Below are 19,800 nucleotides of genomic sequence, written 5' to 3'. Positions count from 1 at the left end.
TTCCGGTGCGTTGTCGATTGAATCAAAGGAGCGCACTTCAGCGCCCCCGGCTTTGGCCAGGACCGTCGTAATCGCCGCCGTCAGCGTCGTCTTTCCGTGGTCTACGTGGCCGATCGTCCCCACGTTCACGTGAGGCTTTGTGCGTTGAAACGTCTCTTTCGCCATGACTATATATTTTTTAACAGTTTAATTTTTCTGAGATCGATTCTTTATGCCGAAATACCAGTTGAGGCAGACACAACCTCGTCAGCAATTGCTTTTGGCACTGACTGGTAGCTGTGGAACTGCATGGTATAAATTGCGCGGCCCTGCGTAATCGAACGCATATCCGTTGAGTAACCAAACATTTCAGAGAGCGGCACGTGCGCTTTAATGATCTGCGCATCGTTTCTCTGTCCGAGGCTTTCAATTTTGCCACGCCGGCTGTTCAGGTCGCCAATAACGTCGCCCATGTACTCATCGGGCGTAACAACCTCAACTTCCATAATGGGCTCCATAAGAATCGGCGAAGCAGCGCGTGATGCTTCACGGAATGACATACGTCCAGCAACCTCAAAGGAGAGCTGATCCGAGTCAACATTATGGAATTTGCCATCATGGAGGCGCGCACGGATACCCTCAATCGGATAACCAGCAAGCGGCCCCTGCGACATCGCACTCGCGATACCTTTCTCTACTGACGGGATATACTCTCTCGGAATGTTACCACCAACAATTTCGTTGACGAACTCAAATCCGACACCCGTTTCGTTTGGACTAAACTCAATATGCACCTCTGCAAACTGACCACGACCACCAGACTGTTTCTTGTGGGTGTAGACTTTGTTTACAGAAGACGTAATAGCTTCGCGGTATGCTACCTGCGGACGACCTACGTTAGCATCTACCTTGAACTCGCGACGCAGACGGTCAACGATAATTTCGAGGTGCAGCTCACCCATGCCGGCGATCAGCGTCTGACCGGTTTCATGGTTTGTAGAGATCCGGAATGTTGGATCTTCTTCCGCAAGTTTCTGCAGACCCTGGCCCAGCTTATCGCTGTCAGCTTTCGTATTAGGCTCAATAGCAATACGAATCACTGGCTCCGGAAAATCCATCTGCTCGAGGATAATCGGATTGCTTGGATCCGCCAGCGTATCACCAGTACGAACATTTTTGAGGCCTACAGCCGCAGCAATGTCGCCGGCGCGTACAACTTCAACATCCTCACGGCTGTTCGCATGCATAAACAGCAGACGACCAACGCGCTCTTTCTTGGTGGATGTTGCATTCAACACCTGCTCCCCTTTGTTCAGCTCACCACTATATACACGGAAGAATGTAAGCTTACCGACATAGGGGTCGGTCATGATTTTAAAGGCAATTGCACTGAAAGGCTGATCCTTTTCAGGCGTGCGCACAATCTCTTCGTCCGTATGAGGATGAATACCCTGAATAGCTTCAACGTCGACCGGGCTCGGAAGATAGTCGATAACACCGTCAAGCAGGCGCTGCACGCCTTTGTTCTTGAACGCTGTACCACAGAATACTGGCGTAATATCCAGACTAAGGGTCGCCTTGCGCACGGTGTCCCTGATTTCCTGCTCCGTAATCTCTTCTTCTTCGAGATACTTCATCAGGAGCTCATCGTTGTGCTCAGAAATAGCCTCAAGAAGATTGATGCGCCACTTACGTGCTTCAGGGCGAAGATCCTCAGGGATTTCAATTTCATCCCACGTTGTACCTTGCTGGTCTTCATGCCACACAATGGCCTTGCCTTTCACGAGGTCAATAACCCCACGAAACATCTCGCCGGCACCAATAGGAATCTGGACAGGCACTGCATTTGCCTTCAGACGATCTTTCATCATCTGAACAGCAGCGTCGTAATCCGCACCCGTGCGGTCCATTTTATTTACAAAGGCAATACGCGGAACGTTGTATTTGTCCGCCTGACGCCAAACAGTTTCAGACTGCGGCTCTACACCACCAACAGCACAGAACAGCGCAATTGCACCATCAAGCACTCGGAGTGAACGCTCTACTTCAACCGTGAAGTCAACGTGACCCGGTGTATCAATGATATTAATCCGATAGTCATTCCAGAAGCAGGTTGTAGCAGCACTAGTAATTGTGATGCCACGCTCTTTCTCCTGCTCCATCCAGTCCATCGTCGCGCCGCCTTCATGTACCTCCCCCATACGGTGGAGCCGACCTGTATAAAATAGGATTCGCTCAGTCGTCGTAGTTTTTCCCGCATCAATATGGGCCATGATGCCGATATTGCGCGTCCTCTTAAGCGAATAACCTTTATTTTTGCTCATTTGGGTAAACTAATTTTTACTCAAAGTAAATAACTACCGCTTGCGCTGCAGTCACCTAGGAATCAAAAGCCGGCCTATCCGGGGACGGGAAAAGCAAGCCCTTGCGCGTATTTAGAACCGGAAGTGAGCAAACGCTTTGTTTGCCTCAGCCATACGGTGCGTGTCGTCCTTTTTCTTGATGGACCCACCTTCACCATTGGCCGCACTCATCAGCTCTTTTGCCAGTCGCATCGCCATGCTTTTATCACCGCGCGCTCGAGAGTACTGAATGACCCACCGAAACGCGAGTGCTGTACGCCTATCCGGCCGCACCTCTACGGGTACCTGGTAGGTTGCCCCACCAACACGCCGGCTACGCACCTCAACAAGCGGTGCCACATTATTGATCGCCTTTTTAAAGACGTCTATGCCAGGTTCTCCTGTTTTCTCTTCAATTACCTCCAATGCCTGGTACACAAGGGCCTGGGCAACACTTTTTTTGCCACTCAACATTACACTGTTGATAAACCTTGAAACCAGTAGATCATTGTATAGAGGATCAGCATTTACTGTCCGCCGTTCTGCCTTTCTTCTACGCATAAGCTTAGTCTTGAGATCGGAAGGCTAAAACCCTGAATCGATCAAATATCTAGAAGATTTCCGAATACTTATAAACCTAAATACAGCCTAACTTCTTGGCCGCTTTGCACCATACTTCGAGCGCGATTGCCTGCGATCATCAACACCTGATGTATCAAGCGCACCGCGAACGATGTGGTACTTCACACCCGGCAAATCTTTCACACGACCACCGCGCACCAGTACAATCGAGTGCTCCTGAAGGTTGTGTCCTTCGCCCGGGATATACGCGATTACCTCGACACTATTTGTCAAACGAACTTTTGCCACCTTCCGCAGAGCAGAGTTAGGCTTCTTAGGCGTCGTGGTATATACACGAGTACAAACACCACGTCGCTGCGGGCAATTCATCAAAGCAGGGGACTTCGTCTTCTTGACTTTGTTTACCCGCCCTTTGCGTACTAATTGCTGGATTGTTGGCACGATGTGTTAACTTTTCTGATTAGGTTACATTTGACAAAAACATGACCACCACATTGACGGCTCAAATTTTTGCTCAGAATTCCATGATACTCGTCTAAATAGAATTGTTCAATCTTTTTGATAAAGATACCGTTAAGAAGTGCTTTTTTCTCTAGAATGGCTATTATAGAAGGGCTTGTTTTGAGTCACTGGTATAGAGCACTAGAGCAATAAATATCTTTTTGCTTATTGACTCATCATCATATCTACACAAAGGCAATTTGTTCTCCCGCTGCCCGTGCCAAAAAGCTTTAATAGAAAATGCCAGTTGAAGGCTTGTTCCTCCAACTGGCATTAACTTTAATCACGTTTTAAAAAGGCGGCTAGGCGTCCGCTGCCGGCTCTTCGCTCAAATCCGGTGTATCACCCTCAGCAGACTCTTCAGCAACCGCAACAGGCTTGCCGTTGTTGTATCCGTTCATCGACACATACTCCCCATACGGACGGTCACCAAGAATCTCAACGAGATCTTTTGGTCCAAGCACTTCTTTCTTCAACAAGGCTTTTGCCAATTCATCCAGTTTAGCGCGCTTCTCACGCAGCAATCTGTGTGCGGCCTCGCGTACGCCTTCGATAATCTCTTTGACCTCAATATCGATTAGTCGCGCAGTCTCATCTGAGTACGGCTTATCGAACATCGGGCTCTCCTCTCCTCTGCCTGAGATGTTAAAGCTGATATTCCCAATCTTCTCACTCATGCCATAATCGATTACCATGGCGTAAGCCATTTTGGTGATCCGCTCGAGGTCGTTCTGCGCACCGGTTGTAATCCGTCCGAAGACAATCTCCTCAGCTACGCGCCCACCAATGGCCATCGTCATGCGATCCTGCAAAGCTTCTTTGGTATACAGGTAACGCTCTTCAGGCAAATACTGTGCATACCCGAGTGCAGCAAGGCCGCGCGGTACAATAGAGACCTTGACTACGGGGTCAGAGTATTTGAGGAACCAGCCTGTGATAGCATGGCCGGCTTCGTGGTACGCAACAATCTCTCGCTCTTCTGGCGAGATAAGCTTGTTTTTCTTTTCCAGGCCACCGATCACACGATCAATGGCATGCTCAAAGTCGTCTGGGCCGATAGCTGTCTTGTCGCGTCTTGCAGCGAGGATTGCAGCTTCATTACAGACATTGGCAATTTCAGCACCTGCAAACCCAGGTGTCTGGCTGGCAAGAATCGCCATGTCCACGTCATCAGAAATAATCAGATTACGCGTATGCACCTGGAAAATTTCTTCACGCTCGCGGCGATCTGGCTTATCGATCAGAATCTGGCGATCAAAACGACCAGGACGCAGCAGTGCTGAATCGAGCACGTCTGGCCGGTTCGTTGCAGCCATAATGATTACACCCTTGTCGGTATTAAAGCCATCCATCTCCACCAGGATCTGGTTGAGGGTGTTCTCCCGCTCATCGTTGGCGCCCATCATCATACCGCGGCCGCGCGAGCGTCCGATGGCATCAATTTCATCAATAAAGATGATACAGGGTGCCTTTTCCTTTGCCTGGCGGAACAGGTCTCGCACACGGGCAGCACCTACACCAACAAACATTTCGACAAAATCTGAACAAGAAAGGGAGAAGAATGGTGTGCCTGCTTCTCCGGCTACCGCCTTTGCGAGCAATGTTTTACCTGTGCCCGGAGGGCCAACCAGTAACACACCTTTCGGCAGTTTACCACCAAGGCGTGTGAACTTTTTAGGGCTCTTCAGGAATTCTACAACTTCTACAACTTCTTCTTTTGCTTCATCCAGGCCGGCGACGTCTTTAAAAGTGATCGTTTGATCACCCATTGCATCAAACAAGACAGCTTTGTTCTTGCCGATGTTCAGTACCTGTGACCCTGGATTCATTCTCCGGATCAGAAACATCCAGAGTGCAACAATGATGATCAGCGGGAAAACCCAGGTGAGCATGCCGCCGAACCAGTTGTTCTCTTGCTTAAAGCTGAAAGTTACATCTTTCGACCGCAGCAGCTCTACAACAGGCTCCTCATTAGGCTTTGTAGTCACAAAGCGCCGGCGGGCATCTTCATTGCTTCCCCCGAGGAAATCCTGGCGGGGTGTTGCCAGTTCTACGTGCCCCTCTTCCACGGCCTGCACCGTGTAGGTACCCAAGATGCGGGTGTCACCAATAATTTCTACTTCCTCAATGTACCCTTTATCCACGTACTCCAGGAAAGCACTGTAATCGAGTGCATTCTGCTCTTCTCCGCTCAGGAAAAAGAAGAAATTGGCTAAAAGGGCGAGGAATACGATAAGATAAATCCAGAGGGAAAACTTATTTCTACCGGAAGACGGGCGGGACCCGTCCCCATCTTTCCCTGAGGGCTTATAATCCAGCTTGTCGCGCTCATCTTGCGCCATAAGGACAAACCACTATTAATTGAATGTGGATTAAAAAACGGCACTGCACATCACAAAAAAGAACCGGGATGTACAATTGAACTGTGCAACCGGGTTGTTCTGCTTTCGTGACTACTAGATTGCAGGCCGCATCTAGGTATCACAGCGAATGCAGGCACAATTTCCAGCGTAGAGAAATTGAATCTCGCACTCACCATAACGCAATGCTGCCGCATTGGATCTGTACCTAAATCAACCAATTACATTTATTTCGATCCAAGGGGTTCTAGCCGAACCACGCAGCAACGGTTCTGGTTCCTGTATACGGTCGTACCACGTGCGTAGATTCGCGCAGATGGTATTTCTGATTACCTGACTTTCTGGATATCTAGAAACCAGGTACTTGGTGGCAACTCTTCCCTAAACTTTTCAAGTCCGGCCTTGGCGGTAAGCAAATCAGGGTATTGGCCTACACCAACCCGATATTTCGTTCCGCCCTTGAGGATGGTAGACTTAAAGCCTTTGGTTGTGTACTCCTCTACAACGACGGCGGCGCGTTCCTGTTCGGAAAACGACGCAACAATAAGCGTCCAGCCTTCTCCTGTCAGATCAATTTCGCCTGGTAATCGGATATACCGCTCATCTTCAGGCATTTCATCATACTGCCGCTGCAAATCTTCCTGCGCCAGTTCCTGGACTATCGTCGTATCCTCAAGCGGCCGCAACTCAATCATGGCACGCAGCATCTGGTCCGCATAATCTGCATGCGGCGTCTGCGGGAAACGCTCTTTAATATTTGAGAAGAGGCCTTCTAGCTTCAGGTACTTCCCATAGGTAATCACGCCGTTTTCATCGCGCCCCGTATCAACTTTCGGGTAAAGGGCATCGCGCAACTGGGACACGTCTGGGCTATTCAGGCCAAGCCCGCTCAACATCCCCTGCCCCATTGTCCGGATGGAATCAGCCCGTTGCAACAGCAAATCTGAACGCAACTGGGTTGCTTCTGAGACTTTATAAAGCGAATCAGACAAGGTTTGTTTGTCATCCTGGCCGTAATAACTATCAGATAAAACATAGAGTGAATCTGACATCTCGTATAACCGCTCAGATTCCTGCTGGAGTGAATCAGCCTCAAGTACCAATCTGCCGCCGCCAAGAAAAGCCGGATTTGAGGTATCAACGCCGGCAAATGGCTGCACATCATCTGCCGCATCGACAGGTGCTGTCAATACAGAGGTTGTGTCAACCATCCCATGCGACCAGAGCAAAGAATCGGGCACCAATGGCAATGGCAGGGCGCGGACATCCAGTTGCGCGCGATCTGCCCATTCCAGGTAAATAGAGCCGGTTGCCAGCAAGGCACGCGGCGCAACCTCAGAAACTTCATAGTTTGAAGCCAGCAACACCATCTCAGAGACGGCTTGCTCGTAATCTTGCTCCTGCCACCTGTCATAGGCACTAGCGTATGCAATTTCAGCAAGGGCAAGGGTATCCGTTTCAACGGCAGCTACAGGCGCCAAACCAAGGCGTTCGCGTGCCTGGTTTGCAAAATCGGAGTCCGGGTAATTTGCTACAACCTCCTGGTATAACCGGGAGGCTGCTTCTTCATCCCCGAGGGCGCGCTGCACTTCAGCAAGTGCATAAAAAGCGCGCTGTGCGACGGAGGTATGATGGGCTTCGTCAATCACGAGGCGATACCATGCAGCAGCAGAATCCGGACGCTCCATGGATAAGAATAACACGTTGGCCAATTCATAGCGCACAAGCGCCAAATCTTCCTCTACTTCCGCTACATGTTCTGGCGTACGGGGTACATCAGAATAATCTACAACGGGCAGAAACTCTTCATCAATCAGGTCCACGACGCGCTGCGTTCCTTCAACGGCAGACGTATCATCAGCGGCCACAACGCTGTTTGCACCCTGAATGGCATCGAGCCGGCGCCAGTTTGGCACATGGGGCCGGTCTCCCCAAAGGGTGATAAACGAAATCCGGCTTTCCTGCACCTGGATCTGGTCTTTATAGAATAGAAAACCCGATTCTTTGTCGCCGGTGCCGCTATAAGGCCCGTCAATCACTTTGCCTTCCTGTAACCCACCAGCAGTCGAAATATTGCGAAAGCCTTGTTCTGCTTGCCGGCGGGCTATTTCGCGCTGCTCTTCGGCCATTTCAGCAGCCCGCTGCTTTCTCAACTCCAGTATAAAGGCATCAAATGACTCCTCGTCCATATCGCTGAGGTAAAGCAACGAGTCGAGATGTGCAATTTCATCATATACATCAGCAAAGCTGCCAAATACTTCTGCCTGACGATCTGCATCGGTCACCGCTTCGGGTGCATACTGCAAATTCTGGATGGCTGTACTGCTAATACCCGAGCGTAACGCCGTTGCCATACCAGTTTTTGATGTATCAAAGTGTGCAGCAGCGTAGGAGAAATCGCTGTACGAATCCCGATACAACTCTCCCAATGCATAGTGTATTGGTCCGCGCATGGTGCTTGCATTCAGGGTACGGTCATCTGTAAAGAGTAGGGCATCGTACACATCATACGCTTCTTCGGGCCGGCCCATTTCCTGGATAATGCGGCCGCGGTAATACATCATCTCCGCGCGGCTTTCAAAATTTTTATCATCCCGCTCCATGCCTCGGAGCAAGCGCATCGCAAGCTCTTTGTCCCCATGAAACCCTTCAATGCGGATTCGGCTCAGCTGCGCGGCGTAAACCAGCGAATAATCAGGTTTGTACTTTAGTACTTTTGCAAAAGACTGGGCAGCATTGCCATACTGTTCAAGCGTTTCATAAATCTGCCCAAGTAAAAATTGCGCACGACTGGCGAGCCGCTTGTCTTTCATTCGCTCGATGCTACCTTCCAGCGCTGTTATCGCATCAGCCCAGGCTTCCTGCTTGACATAAAGTTCAGCAAGCAGCATACTCAGGTAAGGCTGCCACTTTTTCGACAACCCTTCCCGATTCAGGCTAACCTCGAGGTGGTCTGCAGCACGGGAGTAGGTATTACTGGCAATCAGGGTTCGGGCGAGCCAGAAACGCGCTTCGTCTTCCAATTCGCCTCCCAGGTCCATCACTTCCTGGAATTTCTGCTCAGCACCTACATAATTTTTGAGATAGAAATAGGACTGGCCAATTAGGAGCAGCGCATCATCCACCCATTTGGAATTCGGGTTCTCTCGCAGCACATCAGCGCTTTTCAGGATTGCCTCGTCAAAGTTATTCTGACTGCTTACCCGCTCGGGCGTCAGGAAAACAGAAAGGTAGACGTTGCGGTTGATATTATTATCGCCCGCACGCTCGATGGCTTTGATACCTGTACGGTATTCCTTCTTCGCGTTATAGAAAGTATTGTAATAGGCGGTAAAATTATCGAGGCGCTTGCCCACGAATCCACCCCGGTTGCATCCAGAGAGGACGAACAGGATCAAACAGTATGAAAATGCACGAAACAGCATTGAATCTGCAGCTATTAGGTTGTCAGCTTATGCTTGAGGTGGTAGCAGTGTGTTTCGTATAGCGTTTAATCAACCTGGCTAACTTGAATCATATTGGTACGCCCTCTGGCAGGGAGTGGCATACCGGCGGTAATCACAACCCGGTCACCCGAGTTTACCAATCCTTTAGATTTCAAAATCTCAAGGACCAGCTTTACACCGCCATCCGTATCTCGTTGAAAAGGAATTGCAAAGCCATTTGTTCCCCATGTGAGTGCCAATTGCTGTACAACATTTGCGTGGTTTGTAAAGGCAAAGATGGGGGTATTAGGGCGATGCCTTGCAATAGAACGCGCAGTGGTACCCGAACTGGTAAGGCAAGCAATGGCGCGTGCACCAACCCGTTCTGCTACTTCGTACGCATTATAGGAAATGGCATCTGTAAGGGAATCTGATACCCAGTCAGCATTTGCACCCAGGGAATGATCCAATTCCTGCCGTTCAGCTTCGCGAATGATGCTATCCATAGCCTCAACTACCCGAATTGGGTGTTTACCCACGGCTGTTTCCCCCGACAGCATCAGGGCGTCACTGCCGTCAAGTACTGCATTTGCCACATCACTGGCTTCAGCGCGGGTTGGACGCGGGTTCTCGATCATACTTTCGAGCATCTGCGTTGCAGTGATCACTGGCTTTGCTGCCTGCCGGCACTTCAGAATAATGCGCTTTTGCGTACCGGGCACCATTTCCATGGGCATTTCGATACCCAGGTCACCGCGGGCTACCATGATACCGTCTGCCTGATCAAGGATCTGGTCGATTTTACGGACCGCTTCCGGCTTTTCAATTTTTGCAATCACACTGATTTGCTTGCCCGAATTGCGTATTCGCTGGACAAGATCCTCCACATCCGACTCATCGCGCACAAAAGACAGCGCAATAAGATCTACTTCCATGGAAAGCCCAAACTCCAGATCCGCGAGGTCTTTCTCGGTCAACGCCGGCATCGAAGCCCGCAGATGGGGCAGGTTCACCCCCTTTCGCGACCGCAACGGCCCCCCAACAACCACTTCTGTAATAACATCGTGCGCGGTTGTATCAAGCACCTTCAATTCCAATAGGCCATCGTCAAGCAGGATGCGTCCGCCCAACTCAACATCTTCTGGCAACGTCGGGTAACTCACAAACACAGTGCCTGGCTCGTAGGCCTCAGCTTCCTGTGTAGTGAGTACAAGCTGACTGCCTTTGTGCAGCAGAATAGCACCATTTTCAACCTCGCCTACCCTGATTTTCGGGCCTTGCAGGTCCTGCAGGATTGCAATCTCTTTGCCCAACTTCCGGGCAGCGTCCCTTGCATAGATGATCCGTTCGCGGTGCTCGTCGTGTGTCCCGTGAGAAAAGTTCATCCGGAAAACATTGACGCCGGCTTCAAGCAGGCCGATGATGGTATCCATATCCGAAGATGCAGGACCCAGCGTAGATACAATTTTGGTTTTTCGCTCCATGCAAGGGGTAAATATTCTGATAACAGCTATACTTGCTGCACTAAAGTACGATTTTTTTAACAGCCCTCTTACACACGCTTCTCTAAAAAGTAACAGGGCGCGCGTTAAAGCTTTGTTAAGGATGTAAATTCAAATTCCGCCGAGAAACAGGATATTACAGCTTCCGTAGCAACTTTATCTCAACATTCAGGATTTTGGCTTAAGTTGCCGGCCCCATTCCTGTGCAAGTTCAGTCCCTGACGAAGCGATCATTCCTATGCAAGACATCCGCCGCAACAAGTTGATGCTTCTGGTCATCATCGGCCTGATCGCATTGCTCCCTATCCTGGCTTTCCTGCAATACCACTGGATTGGCCAGTTAAGCGACAACGAGGTCGAGCGCCTACGGTCTAACATGCAAACAAGCGCTGAACTGTTCAGCGAAGCGGTGAACCAGGAATTGTCGCCGGCGCAATTTGCATTCCGCGTGAGCTTTACTGGTTCTCTCGAACAAATTTCGCGAGAGTTAAGCCTCAACTATCAATATTGGTCCTCCCGCGTCGCCCGCCCTGACCTGATTGAGCAAATTTACTGGGTTGATTACGATGACAACCAGGAGCTTTGCCTGTACCGCTTTGAGCCGGCAGATGGCAAATTGGAAATGGAGCCCTGGCCGGCACATCTGACGGGCTGGAAAGCCTACTTCATCGAACGTAATCAACGCCAAATAGAAGCATACAACCCGCAATCAGCGCCAGATACGTTGAGCGATGACGAGTTTGCGTACCGTAGTGCCAAACTGATGGCTGAAACACCGGCCATTCCCATTCCTGTTTCGATCGATGATGAGCTTTCGTCCCCTGAGCTACTCGCCAACCTGAATGCAACCAGTAGCGGCCGCGCCGGCCACACGCTCCTCACACTAAACAAAGCGTTTCTTGCTGAGACCTTTTTCCCTGAGCTGCAGGATGAGTTTTTCAATGTGGCAGATGACGTTGATCTGATGATTATCAGTGCAAGCGATCCGCCCAACATTCTATACCAGTCTGACTCCACACTACAGCTTGAACAATTTGACACCCCTGACGCCGAAGCAAGTGTTGGCAGACTCCGGTGGAACAGATTCCCGTCTGCTTCCCGCCTTGCCTTTGGCTATGCATCGCTAATCGAACGCGACCAAATGGTGGCCGATTCGCTTTTCGGGCAGGTAAGCAGGGCCTGGCAGCCGGCCATTCGGGACAGCTTTGTAGTGGAATCACCGGAGCTGTATACAGACTTCCCGCTGCAGGCCATCATCAGGCTGGCCCAGGAAGACGACTACAAAGGCGACCTGACTGCAGAGGATTTGCTGGTTGCACTGACCAACCTTACACAAACGGCATCCGCAACACCTTCAGCCTCCACACCAGCCACATCAACCGCATCCAGAACCACCATAAATCCCAGCCCCGCGAATGCCTGGCTTTTGCGGTTGCGACATAAAACTGGTTCACTGGAAGCATCCGTTGCAGCAAACCGCTGGCGCAACCTGGGGCTGAGTTTTGGTATTTTGCTGATTCTCGGGTTTGCAATAGTAGTCATTTACATCTCAACCCGGAAAGCACAATGGCTGGCAGACCGGCAAATGGGTTTTGTCACCGGGGTGTCCCACGAATTACGCACCCCGCTTTCTGTAATCAAATCTGCTGCAGACAATCTTGCTGATGGCGTGGTAAGCGAACCCGATCGCATGCAGAAATATGGGCATCTGATTCGCAAAGAAGCCACACGTTTAACCGATATGGTTGAGCAAATTCTGGAGCTGGCCGGCGTGCTGTCTCCCGACAAAACCTTCAAACGCGAATCCATGCTCGTACCGGACCTGGTGCACAATGCTCTTGATGCGTGTAAAGAGTCTATAGAAACCAAAAACTTTGAGGTAGACCTGTCGGTTGCAGATCACCTGCCTCCGGTTGAAGGCGATAAACGATCCCTGCATGCGGCCCTCTGCAACCTTATTCACAATGCCATCAAATACAGTAATGGCAACCGCTGGCTTGGTGTTTACACCGCAGTCCATAAAAATGGCAAAGGCTCAGAAATCCAGGTTAGTGTTTCAGACAAAGGGATCGGCATCCCCCAGGATGACCTGCCACATATTTTTGAAGATTTCTTCCGTGGGCCGGCAGTTCGCGCTGCTCAGATAAAAGGCAACGGCATTGGGTTGAGTATCGTCAAAAAAACAATGGAAGCGCACAATGGACGCGTATCTGTCATGTCGCGCCCTGCGGGTGGCACTACGTTCACCCTACACCTCCCCTTGAAATAGACCAATAATTAAATGAACAAACGCATCCTGCTCGTAGAAGATGAACCGGGTCTGATCCTCACCCTTACGGATCGGCTGGAGAGCGAAGGGTACGAGGTTGTGACGGAATCCACAGGTGATTCTGGTATGCAACGCGCAACGGGTGAAGCGTTTGACCTGTACATTCTCGACGTAATGCTGCCCGGGAAAAGTGGATTGGATATTTGTCAGGAATTGCGCAAGCAGGATATTCAGACACCCATCATGATGCTTACAGCAAAAGGGCAGGTTGTAGACAAGGTTGTCGGGCTCAAGTTGGGCGCAGACGACTACCTGACCAAACCCTTCGAAATGCCAGAACTCATGGCCCGTATTGAGGCATTGCTGCGCCGTACGCAAACCCAAAATATTCAGCAGGACCAGATAGACTCGTACAGTTTTGGCGATGTTAACATCGATTTCAGGAAAGCTGAAGTGAAACGTGAGGGTAATTTGCTGGAACTGTCAGCAAAAGAGTTTCAACTGCTGCGCTACTTTGCAGAGCATAAAGGCGCTACGCTGTCGCGGGATGAACTGCTCAATGAAGTTTGGGGCTACGATGCCTTGCCTTCTACCCGTACCATTGACGTACACGTTGCATGGCTGCGGCAAAAACTGGAGCCCAACGCACGCCGGCCGCAATACATCCTCACCGTACATGGGTTGGGCTATAAGTTTGTTGGGTAATAACCCGCGCTAGTTCAGCCAGATATCCTGCTTGAGTTTTTTATATCCCGTTGGCGTCTCCCCTACAACCTTTTTGAACATCCGGTTGAAAGACACCGTGCCGGCATAACCCACACCACGGGCCACTTCGTTAACCATCAACTCGCCACCCTCAAGCAATTGCTTGGCAACTTCAATGCGGTGATAGACAATAATGCCTTTCACAGTCCAGCCCGTATAACTCCTAAAAACGCCCTGAAACGTATTCGTGTGTATGTTATGTTCATCCAATACCTGGGACACGTTGGTGTTAGCATCATTGAAATGTAGCCGGATGTGGTCCCACACCTGGGCCACGAGAAAGGGCCAATCTTCTTTTGCGCAGGGAATGCCGGCTTTGTAAGCAGCAATTGTTTTGTTAATTGCTGCCTCGCTTCTGTTAATTCGGTGAAATAGACCAGAATAATCCAGATTCATGACCGTTCTTGTTGTATGCAAAGGACACAGAAGAGTTGGACAACCTTTGCAACACCTGCTATGCCTACCGGGGCCGCCTGAAGTGGGTTTGTGCAACTCATCTACTACAACGTAGCATCAACCGAATAAGCGACATTTAAAAAGGCATGTATCCATAAATTACCCTGCGAATTGGGAAAAAAGTATTGCATCCTTCGTATTTAAGCCTATCTTTATTTCCTCGCTTCGCCGGCGCAAAATGAACTGATACGATCAGCAGCAAATGGAAAGTGAAGAGTCAAATCGGGACAAAATAACGCCTTCAGATCGGCCGTTTCATATTGTATACGATGAACTCGTTGTCATCGCACAGAAACAACTGCGCCGGTACCGCACCGGACAAACCATCGATACTGTAGCCCTCGTACACGAAGCTTATATCAAGCTCAACAAACACGATCCCGACCGCTGGAACGACGACGCGCATTTCTTTGCTACCGCTGCGCGCGCTATGCGCCAGATTCTCGTCGACTATGCGCGCCGGCAATATGCAGAACGACGCGGCGGGCACTCCAAGCCAACATCGCTTAGCCAGGCAGAGCGCGCCACCATCATGGTAGACACTGAAATTGTTGAGATTCTTGACCTCGACAAAGCGCTCACGCAACTTTCTGCGTTGAACGAACGCCTGGGCAAAGTGGTAGAGTTGCGGTTTTTCTCTGGCCTCTCCATTGAGGAAACGGCACGCGTTCTACAGGTAACCAAACGCACGATAGACCGCGACTGGTTTAAAGCCAAAGCTTTCCTGTTCAGAGCGATACAGGGATACAAAGAGGAAGGTGGGGCCGAATAACTACATCACACCGTCAAAACACCCTTCAAACAGCTGACAGGAAGGATCTGTAAGGGGCGTCATGTCTGTACAAGGTGGATCAAAGATAAAACCTACGGTTTGCAGTATAGGGGTTGTGGGTAATACGTTAAAGTCAACCACGTAGCCGGCGCCGAAGTACCCGAAACCATTCTCTATATTTGAAAACAATTGCGGCTGCACAAGCAATTCCGGGTCAAACTCACCACCTGGTGGCACCCAAGCATTGTCACCCACAAAAAACTCAAGCTGAATAGATCGTACGGCAATGTACTCTGTAGTCAAACAGGCATTACTAAATGCTTCCCTGATCTGCGCAAGGTCTTCGCGATAGTCGATCCGGTACCTCCAATCATCCCCGGCACGTTCTTCCAGACCTTTGTACGACACGTTTACAGGAAACTGGACGGGCTCAAGCACCACGGGCTTCTGCGGCTGTAATGCAGCAGTGCGGTATTTTACTGCAACCTGCACAAAATTAGGCAACTCTCCTTCAAGAATGAATTCAGGGATAAGCGGATTTGTACCCGGCTCGCGGCGTATCGTGATGTCGCGTGGCACGGTGACCTCTACACTGGAGGTTGCACCATCGTTGCGAATCACTTCGAGGCGATACGCTGCTTCATGCTCAGGCGTAAAGTCGGAAAAGAAAACAATACCGGTACTTTCATCAGAAAAAGTAACCAGGGAATCTTTCCAGACCCGTACGTCACCCGACGCAACATCAATTGATCGGACGGTAGCCTGATCAGCGCCTACACCAACCTGATCGATAACGTTGGCAACAGGAATGACCCGAACAAGTTGCCGGTTGGCCTTTGGATTAAAAAAACCATACACAGTAAACGGCTGGTCTTCACCAATCAAAGGATTGGGATCCTCTTCGCATCCAGCGAACAAGCCGGCAAACAGGAGGGCTACAACCAGATGCCTGACCTTCATTATTGCTTTAAAACGCAGCATATCGTTTAAAATTCAATTTTCAGACCAAGGGTGGGGATAAAAGGCAGCTGGTTGGTGCGTTCCAGTGTAAACAGGTCGAGGGAGAAGATATTCGCCCGATCATACACATTCACAATACCAGCCTGGATCGCGAAGAAGCCTCCTTCAAAAGGAAACTGTCGGTCCACTGAAAAATCCAGTCGGTGGTACGTTGGCAGCACCCCGCCGTAAGGTCGATCATAAATGACCCGCAAATCGCCAGGCTCCTCGCTCACGTCAACGTTGCCATCGAGCAACAGGAACTGGTCAAAACCGCGCACCTGGTTATAAGGCAACCCTGAACCAAAATTCCAGCGCATGTTGATGTTAAAGTCGCTTACTTTCCAGTTCATGAGTGCATTGACCTGGTGCCGGCGATCGTGGGGCGGACGAAACGTAATTTCCGGGCTGCCAAACCACAACTCCAGCGACTCCTGCCGTGCCTTGTACTCTACAGAAGAAATCCCATAGGTCACATAGCTGTAAAAATTATCTGCCCGGAATTCAACGCGTAAATCGAGTCCCTGGACCTTCCCGGAAGCTTTCTGAAGACTGGTGGTAAGGCGCGGGAATGCGGTCCATTCGGAGATGTACAGGTTGCGCAAGTTTTTGTAGTAACCCTCTACTGAAAACTCCAGGCTTTCGTTAACCGTGTACTGGTATCCGAGGATGTAATGCTCAGCCTTGGTCAGGTCGTCTAATGGCGGCCCTACCCATGCTGTAAATACGTTGGTAGCATCGCGCCGGTCATTGAGTCCGACAACTTCCTGGTGGTACAAACCCGTTGCACCACTCAGCTGCCCTTTGCCAAGATCCAGGACAAACCTGAAGCGGGGCTCCAGAATATTGAACGAATCAAAGAACATGTAGGTCAGACCGGGGCGAATACGAAGCCCCTTGCCCATATAAATGTCGGGCTCAAAGTATAGGCCGACCTTGGGCAGTCGGTCTTCAGACTGACTGAAGTTTTGATAGAGGCCACCCAACTGCGATGATACTTCGGCGGTGCGGAGGTACCCGCCGTATTTGAATTCAGAAAGGCCGGCGTAGTTGGTGATATTGATCGCTGCATTGAAGTTATCAATTTTGGAGACGCGTGTTGGCGCGCTTCGCGGCCCCAACTCAGAATCCAGGCGCGATACAGAAAAGAGGATTTCACCACGTACCGGAGAATTCTTAGGCAACACCAGGTATCGACCACCCATCACCGTGTTGTTCCATCGGACTTCGTCCCGGCTTACCTGGTCCTGGTTTGCGAGTGCGCCCCTGTCGTAGGTCCGCAATGCAGTAAAGGAGAACTGGTTATTGGCATTGATATCGACGTGCAATTTGCCAAAAAAGTCGCCAAACTTATACGGCAGTTCCTGCCCAACATATTGCGATGCAATTTTGTCTATCACCGACTGCCGCAGCGAGCCAAGGAATGAGATACGATTTTTAATGAGGGGCCCTTCCAACCGCACAGCATTCACAAATGGGGCAATAGAAACCGATCTTTCGAATTCTTTTTTATTGCCATTGCGTGTTTTGATGTCCATGATGGCAGACACGCGTCCGGAGTAGTCTGCGCCGTAACCGCCGGCATGGATATCAGCCTGGTTAAGGACGTCAGCGGAAAACGCAGAATAGAAACCCAGGATGTGAAAGGGCTGGTAAACGTACATGCCATCAAGCAGGGCTACGTTATGCGCAGGTTCACCCCCTCGAATAAAAAACTGGCCGCCCCGGTCTCCTGTTGAGATCACACCAGGCAAGGTTGAGAGGTAATTCGCGAGGTCAGCTGTGATGTCTGGTGCAGGCACCAATTCAAGATCCTCTGCTTTTACTGACTGCAGGCCGGCAGTCACACGGGTTGCTCCTGTTGTACGCTCTGTTTCTATCAGTACCTCATCCAGTTCCGCTGCTCCTTCCTCAAGTTCAAAATTGAGAATCTGCGTATCCTCAGCGGCCATAATAACTTCCAAACTGATCGTTTGAAAGCCAATAAATGAGACTTGCATGGCATACACACCAGGCGTGACCCGCGTAATTGCATACACACCATCACCATCCGTCACCCCACCATAGAACGTTCCATTATCGTGGCGCAAAACCACGTTAACGCCCTGTAGCGGCAATCCATCGCTTGCGGCAGTAACGATACCGCGGACAGAAGCCGTTTGCCCCCATGCCTGTGTAATGCCGCAACAAAGAAACAGCAACACAAACGTGCAGACTCCTTTCAGTTCTTTCATAAACATCTCAACCACAACATACCTAAATCCCGGTCATCTATCTCGCCGGGCTATAGGCAGCTACTTACATTCTGTTTGGAGGATAACGCAAAACACGCGCAATCTACTTGGTGGACTAATCAGGTGGCTACCTTATCGAACATCATATCGGATGAAAGAAACGAATGCGCCACCAAAAGCTGCAATCGAAAACAGGCTCAACAGTCCGAAATCGATGATGCTTGGTGCAATAGCTTCAGCATATTCTTGAGCAGGGGCTTCAAATCGGGGTAATTCAGCCAAATCCAGGGGTTCCTGTTCCTGGTTTCTGTTTCGCCCAAATCCACCTTGGCCAGCATTCTTTTTGCGCTCTTCTTCCCGCTTGGCTTCCACAAACTGCGAAAAACTTGTGCGGTACGCTTTCATGGCATCCTCGTACTCGCTTTTCAACTCCGTACCCGTATTTGCCATTTGCATGGCGGTCAGCTTGTAGGCTGAGGCTGGCGAGAACCGGGACAGGGTAAAGGCCATCCGCTCCTGCGTTGTTTTCTGGTTGCGCAGCTCTTCATCAACTTTGCGCGAGAACTCGTTGATCTCGTCTTCGAGTGTATCACGTGCCGTGCGTTCTTCGGTCTGCCAGGATTGTTGATTCGCCTGCTGGTACTGATCACGTTCCTCACGCGTCATGCCAGACATAGCTGCTTCGCGTTCTTCCCGCATATCCCGCCTTATGACGCGGTAGGCATTCCAGCGGTCTGTACGAAAACGGTCTTTCTGGCTTTCAATTTCTGCTACACTGGTAACAGGTACAATCTGGCCGGCGGCCATTGTTGCAGCACGCGGCACGATGAGCACCAGTGCAACCCAGGCTACCAATAAAATCAAAAAGGAGACCGAAGACCTTTTGGTAATGGAAGACACAAAAAGGCCAAAGGCGATGAAGAAAGTAAAGTATAAGACAGAGGATCCAACCAACGTACCTAGGCGCGCCCAATCGCCAGAATCCATCGGTATGCCAAGCACCATGACCAGGAGCACCCCGAGCAATATGGGTATCATTAGCGGAATGGTTAGCCCGATCCAGGAGCCGGCAAACTTGGCAAGCACATACTGCGCACGCGGCACAGCATTGGAAAGCGCCAGCTTGAGGGTGCCCGATTCACGTTCACCATTGATGCTATTGTAAGTAAACAGGATCGCAAACAACGACAGCACAACCTGCACGATGAAGGTCAGATCAATAAACCGGAATACGGCAAACAGGGTGTCATCTGCGTAGTTGCTCCGCTCCAATTTGGGCTCAACCCAGGTGTTAATTTCTGCACTTCGTCCGATATCGTTGTTGACACCAGATACAAAAATCTGCATAGGCTGCGGCTGGCGGAACACAACATTGTCAATGCCCCACCAGGAATCTTCCTGCATAATTTGCTGTTCGGCGAGCCGCAGCGCAGTTTCATATTGCTCTTGCTCGTTGTTGTATTCCTGGATACCCACAAAAACGCTCAGCAGGATGAGTAGAGAGCAAACCCCGAATGTTGCAAAAAACTTGGGGCTCAGAAAAATCGACTTGAGTTCTTTTTCAAATAGAATGCTAAACATGGTCTTGGAACTTTAAACGCGTAGCCGGCAGCT

The 19,800-nt window shown here is 50.3% G+C and carries 14 protein-coding genes; 3 read left to right on the top strand and 11 right to left on the bottom strand.

All coding sequences use genetic code 11. The features are described 5' to 3' along the window. The 7 genes from AAF564_09980 to pyk form a co-directional block, all read right to left on the bottom strand. The coding region (locus AAF564_09980; protein ID MEM8485866.1) for a GTP-binding protein at positions 1-165 on the bottom strand (165 nt) is incomplete at its 3' end. A 44-nt stretch (positions 166-209) separates the two neighbouring features. Further along, on the bottom strand, positions 210-2,303 hold the full coding sequence (gene fusA / locus AAF564_09975) for an elongation factor G (GenBank protein ID MEM8485865.1): 2,094 nt from the start codon (positions 2,301-2,303) through the stop codon (positions 210-212). Between the two features lie 111 nt (positions 2,304-2,414). After that, on the bottom strand, positions 2,415-2,882 hold the full coding sequence (gene rpsG / locus AAF564_09970) for a 30S ribosomal protein S7 (GenBank protein ID MEM8485864.1): 468 nt from the start codon (positions 2,880-2,882) through the stop codon (positions 2,415-2,417). Positions 2,883-2,969: 87 nt separating this feature from the next. After that, positions 2,970-3,344, bottom strand: a complete 375-nt coding sequence (gene rpsL / locus AAF564_09965) for a 30S ribosomal protein S12 (protein ID MEM8485863.1) — start codon at positions 3,342-3,344, stop codon at positions 2,970-2,972. A 362-nt stretch (positions 3,345-3,706) separates the two neighbouring features. Beyond that, complete coding sequence (gene ftsH, locus AAF564_09960) at positions 3,707-5,746, bottom strand: ATP-dependent zinc metalloprotease FtsH (protein MEM8485862.1); 2,040 nt, start codon at positions 5,744-5,746, stop codon at positions 3,707-3,709. A gap of 347 nt (positions 5,747-6,093) precedes the next feature. Beyond that, entirely contained in the window at positions 6,094-9,120 is a 3,027-nt protein-coding gene (locus AAF564_09955; protein MEM8485861.1) for a tetratricopeptide repeat protein, read from the bottom strand. A 134-nt stretch (positions 9,121-9,254) separates the two neighbouring features. Then, positions 9,255-10,673 carry a pyruvate kinase gene (gene pyk / locus AAF564_09950; GenBank protein MEM8485860.1) on the bottom strand — a complete coding sequence of 473 codons (1,419 nt, stop codon included), beginning with the start codon at positions 10,671-10,673 and terminating at the stop codon, positions 9,255-9,257. Positions 10,674-10,929: 256 nt separating this feature from the next. On the opposite strand from pyk, the gene AAF564_09945 reads away from it, so the two are divergent. Together AAF564_09945 and AAF564_09940 are read left to right on the top strand one after the other, a co-directional pair. Then, a complete protein-coding gene (locus tag AAF564_09945; protein MEM8485859.1) occupies positions 10,930-12,960 on the top strand; it encodes a HAMP domain-containing sensor histidine kinase in 2,031 nt (676 codons plus the stop codon). A gap of 12 nt (positions 12,961-12,972) precedes the next feature. Beyond that, complete coding sequence (locus tag AAF564_09940; protein MEM8485858.1) at positions 12,973-13,665, top strand: response regulator transcription factor; 693 nt, start codon at positions 12,973-12,975, stop codon at positions 13,663-13,665. A gap of 9 nt (positions 13,666-13,674) precedes the next feature. Here AAF564_09940 and AAF564_09935 read toward each other — a convergent pair whose 3' ends face one another. Further along, entirely contained in the window at positions 13,675-14,121 is a 447-nt protein-coding gene (locus AAF564_09935; GenBank protein MEM8485857.1) for an AraC family transcriptional regulator, read from the bottom strand. A gap of 262 nt (positions 14,122-14,383) precedes the next feature. On the opposite strand from AAF564_09935, the gene AAF564_09930 reads away from it, so the two are divergent. Next, positions 14,384-14,953, top strand: coding sequence for an ECF-type sigma factor (locus AAF564_09930; GenBank protein MEM8485856.1), 570 nt, complete (start codon positions 14,384-14,386; stop codon positions 14,951-14,953). Here AAF564_09930 and AAF564_09925 read toward each other — a convergent pair whose 3' ends face one another. From AAF564_09925 to AAF564_09915, 3 genes are all read right to left on the bottom strand, one after another. Beyond that, positions 14,954-15,934, bottom strand: a complete 981-nt coding sequence (locus tag AAF564_09925; GenBank protein ID MEM8485855.1) for a hypothetical protein — start codon at positions 15,932-15,934, stop codon at positions 14,954-14,956. Between the two features lie 5 nt (positions 15,935-15,939). After that, positions 15,940-18,186 (bottom strand): TonB-dependent receptor, encoded by a 2,247-nt coding sequence (locus AAF564_09920; GenBank protein ID MEM8485854.1) that lies wholly within the window; start codon positions 18,184-18,186, stop codon positions 15,940-15,942. A gap of 132 nt (positions 18,187-18,318) precedes the next feature. Further along, entirely contained in the window at positions 18,319-19,767 is a 1,449-nt protein-coding gene (locus AAF564_09915) for an ABC transporter permease subunit (protein ID MEM8485853.1), read from the bottom strand. Positions 19,768-19,800: the final 33 nt, after the last annotated feature.

This window comes from Bacteroidota bacterium, assembly GCA_039111535.1.
In the GTDB taxonomy this organism is placed as follows: Bacteria; Bacteroidota; Rhodothermia; order Rhodothermales; family JAHQVL01; genus JBCCIM01.
This window is presented reverse-complemented; position numbering and strand designations above follow the sequence as displayed.

Coding starts and splice junctions, on each gene's coding strand:
- rpsG (MEM8485864.1), bottom strand. CDS start 2,882: ATGCGTAGAAGAAAGGCAGAACGGCGGACAGTAAATGCTGATCCTCTA.
- AAF564_09935 (MEM8485857.1), bottom strand. CDS start 14,121: ATGAATCTGGATTATTCTGGTCTATTTCACCGAATTAACAGAAGCGAG.
- AAF564_09920 (MEM8485854.1), bottom strand. CDS start 18,186: ATGAAAGAACTGAAAGGAGTCTGCACGTTTGTGTTGCTGTTTCTTTGT.
- pyk (MEM8485860.1), bottom strand. CDS start 10,673: ATGGAGCGAAAAACCAAAATTGTATCTACGCTGGGTCCTGCATCTTCG.
- AAF564_09925 (MEM8485855.1), bottom strand. CDS start 15,934: ATGCTGCGTTTTAAAGCAATAATGAAGGTCAGGCATCTGGTTGTAGCC.
- ftsH (MEM8485862.1), bottom strand. CDS start 5,746: ATGGCGCAAGATGAGCGCGACAAGCTGGATTATAAGCCCTCAGGGAAA.
- AAF564_09945 (MEM8485859.1), top strand. CDS start 10,930: ATGCAAGACATCCGCCGCAACAAGTTGATGCTTCTGGTCATCATCGGC.
- AAF564_09915 (MEM8485853.1), bottom strand. CDS start 19,767: ATGTTTAGCATTCTATTTGAAAAAGAACTCAAGTCGATTTTTCTGAGC.
- AAF564_09940 (MEM8485858.1), top strand. CDS start 12,973: ATGAACAAACGCATCCTGCTCGTAGAAGATGAACCGGGTCTGATCCTC.
- AAF564_09930 (MEM8485856.1), top strand. CDS start 14,384: ATGGAAAGTGAAGAGTCAAATCGGGACAAAATAACGCCTTCAGATCGG.
- fusA (MEM8485865.1), bottom strand. CDS start 2,303: ATGAGCAAAAATAAAGGTTATTCGCTTAAGAGGACGCGCAATATCGGC.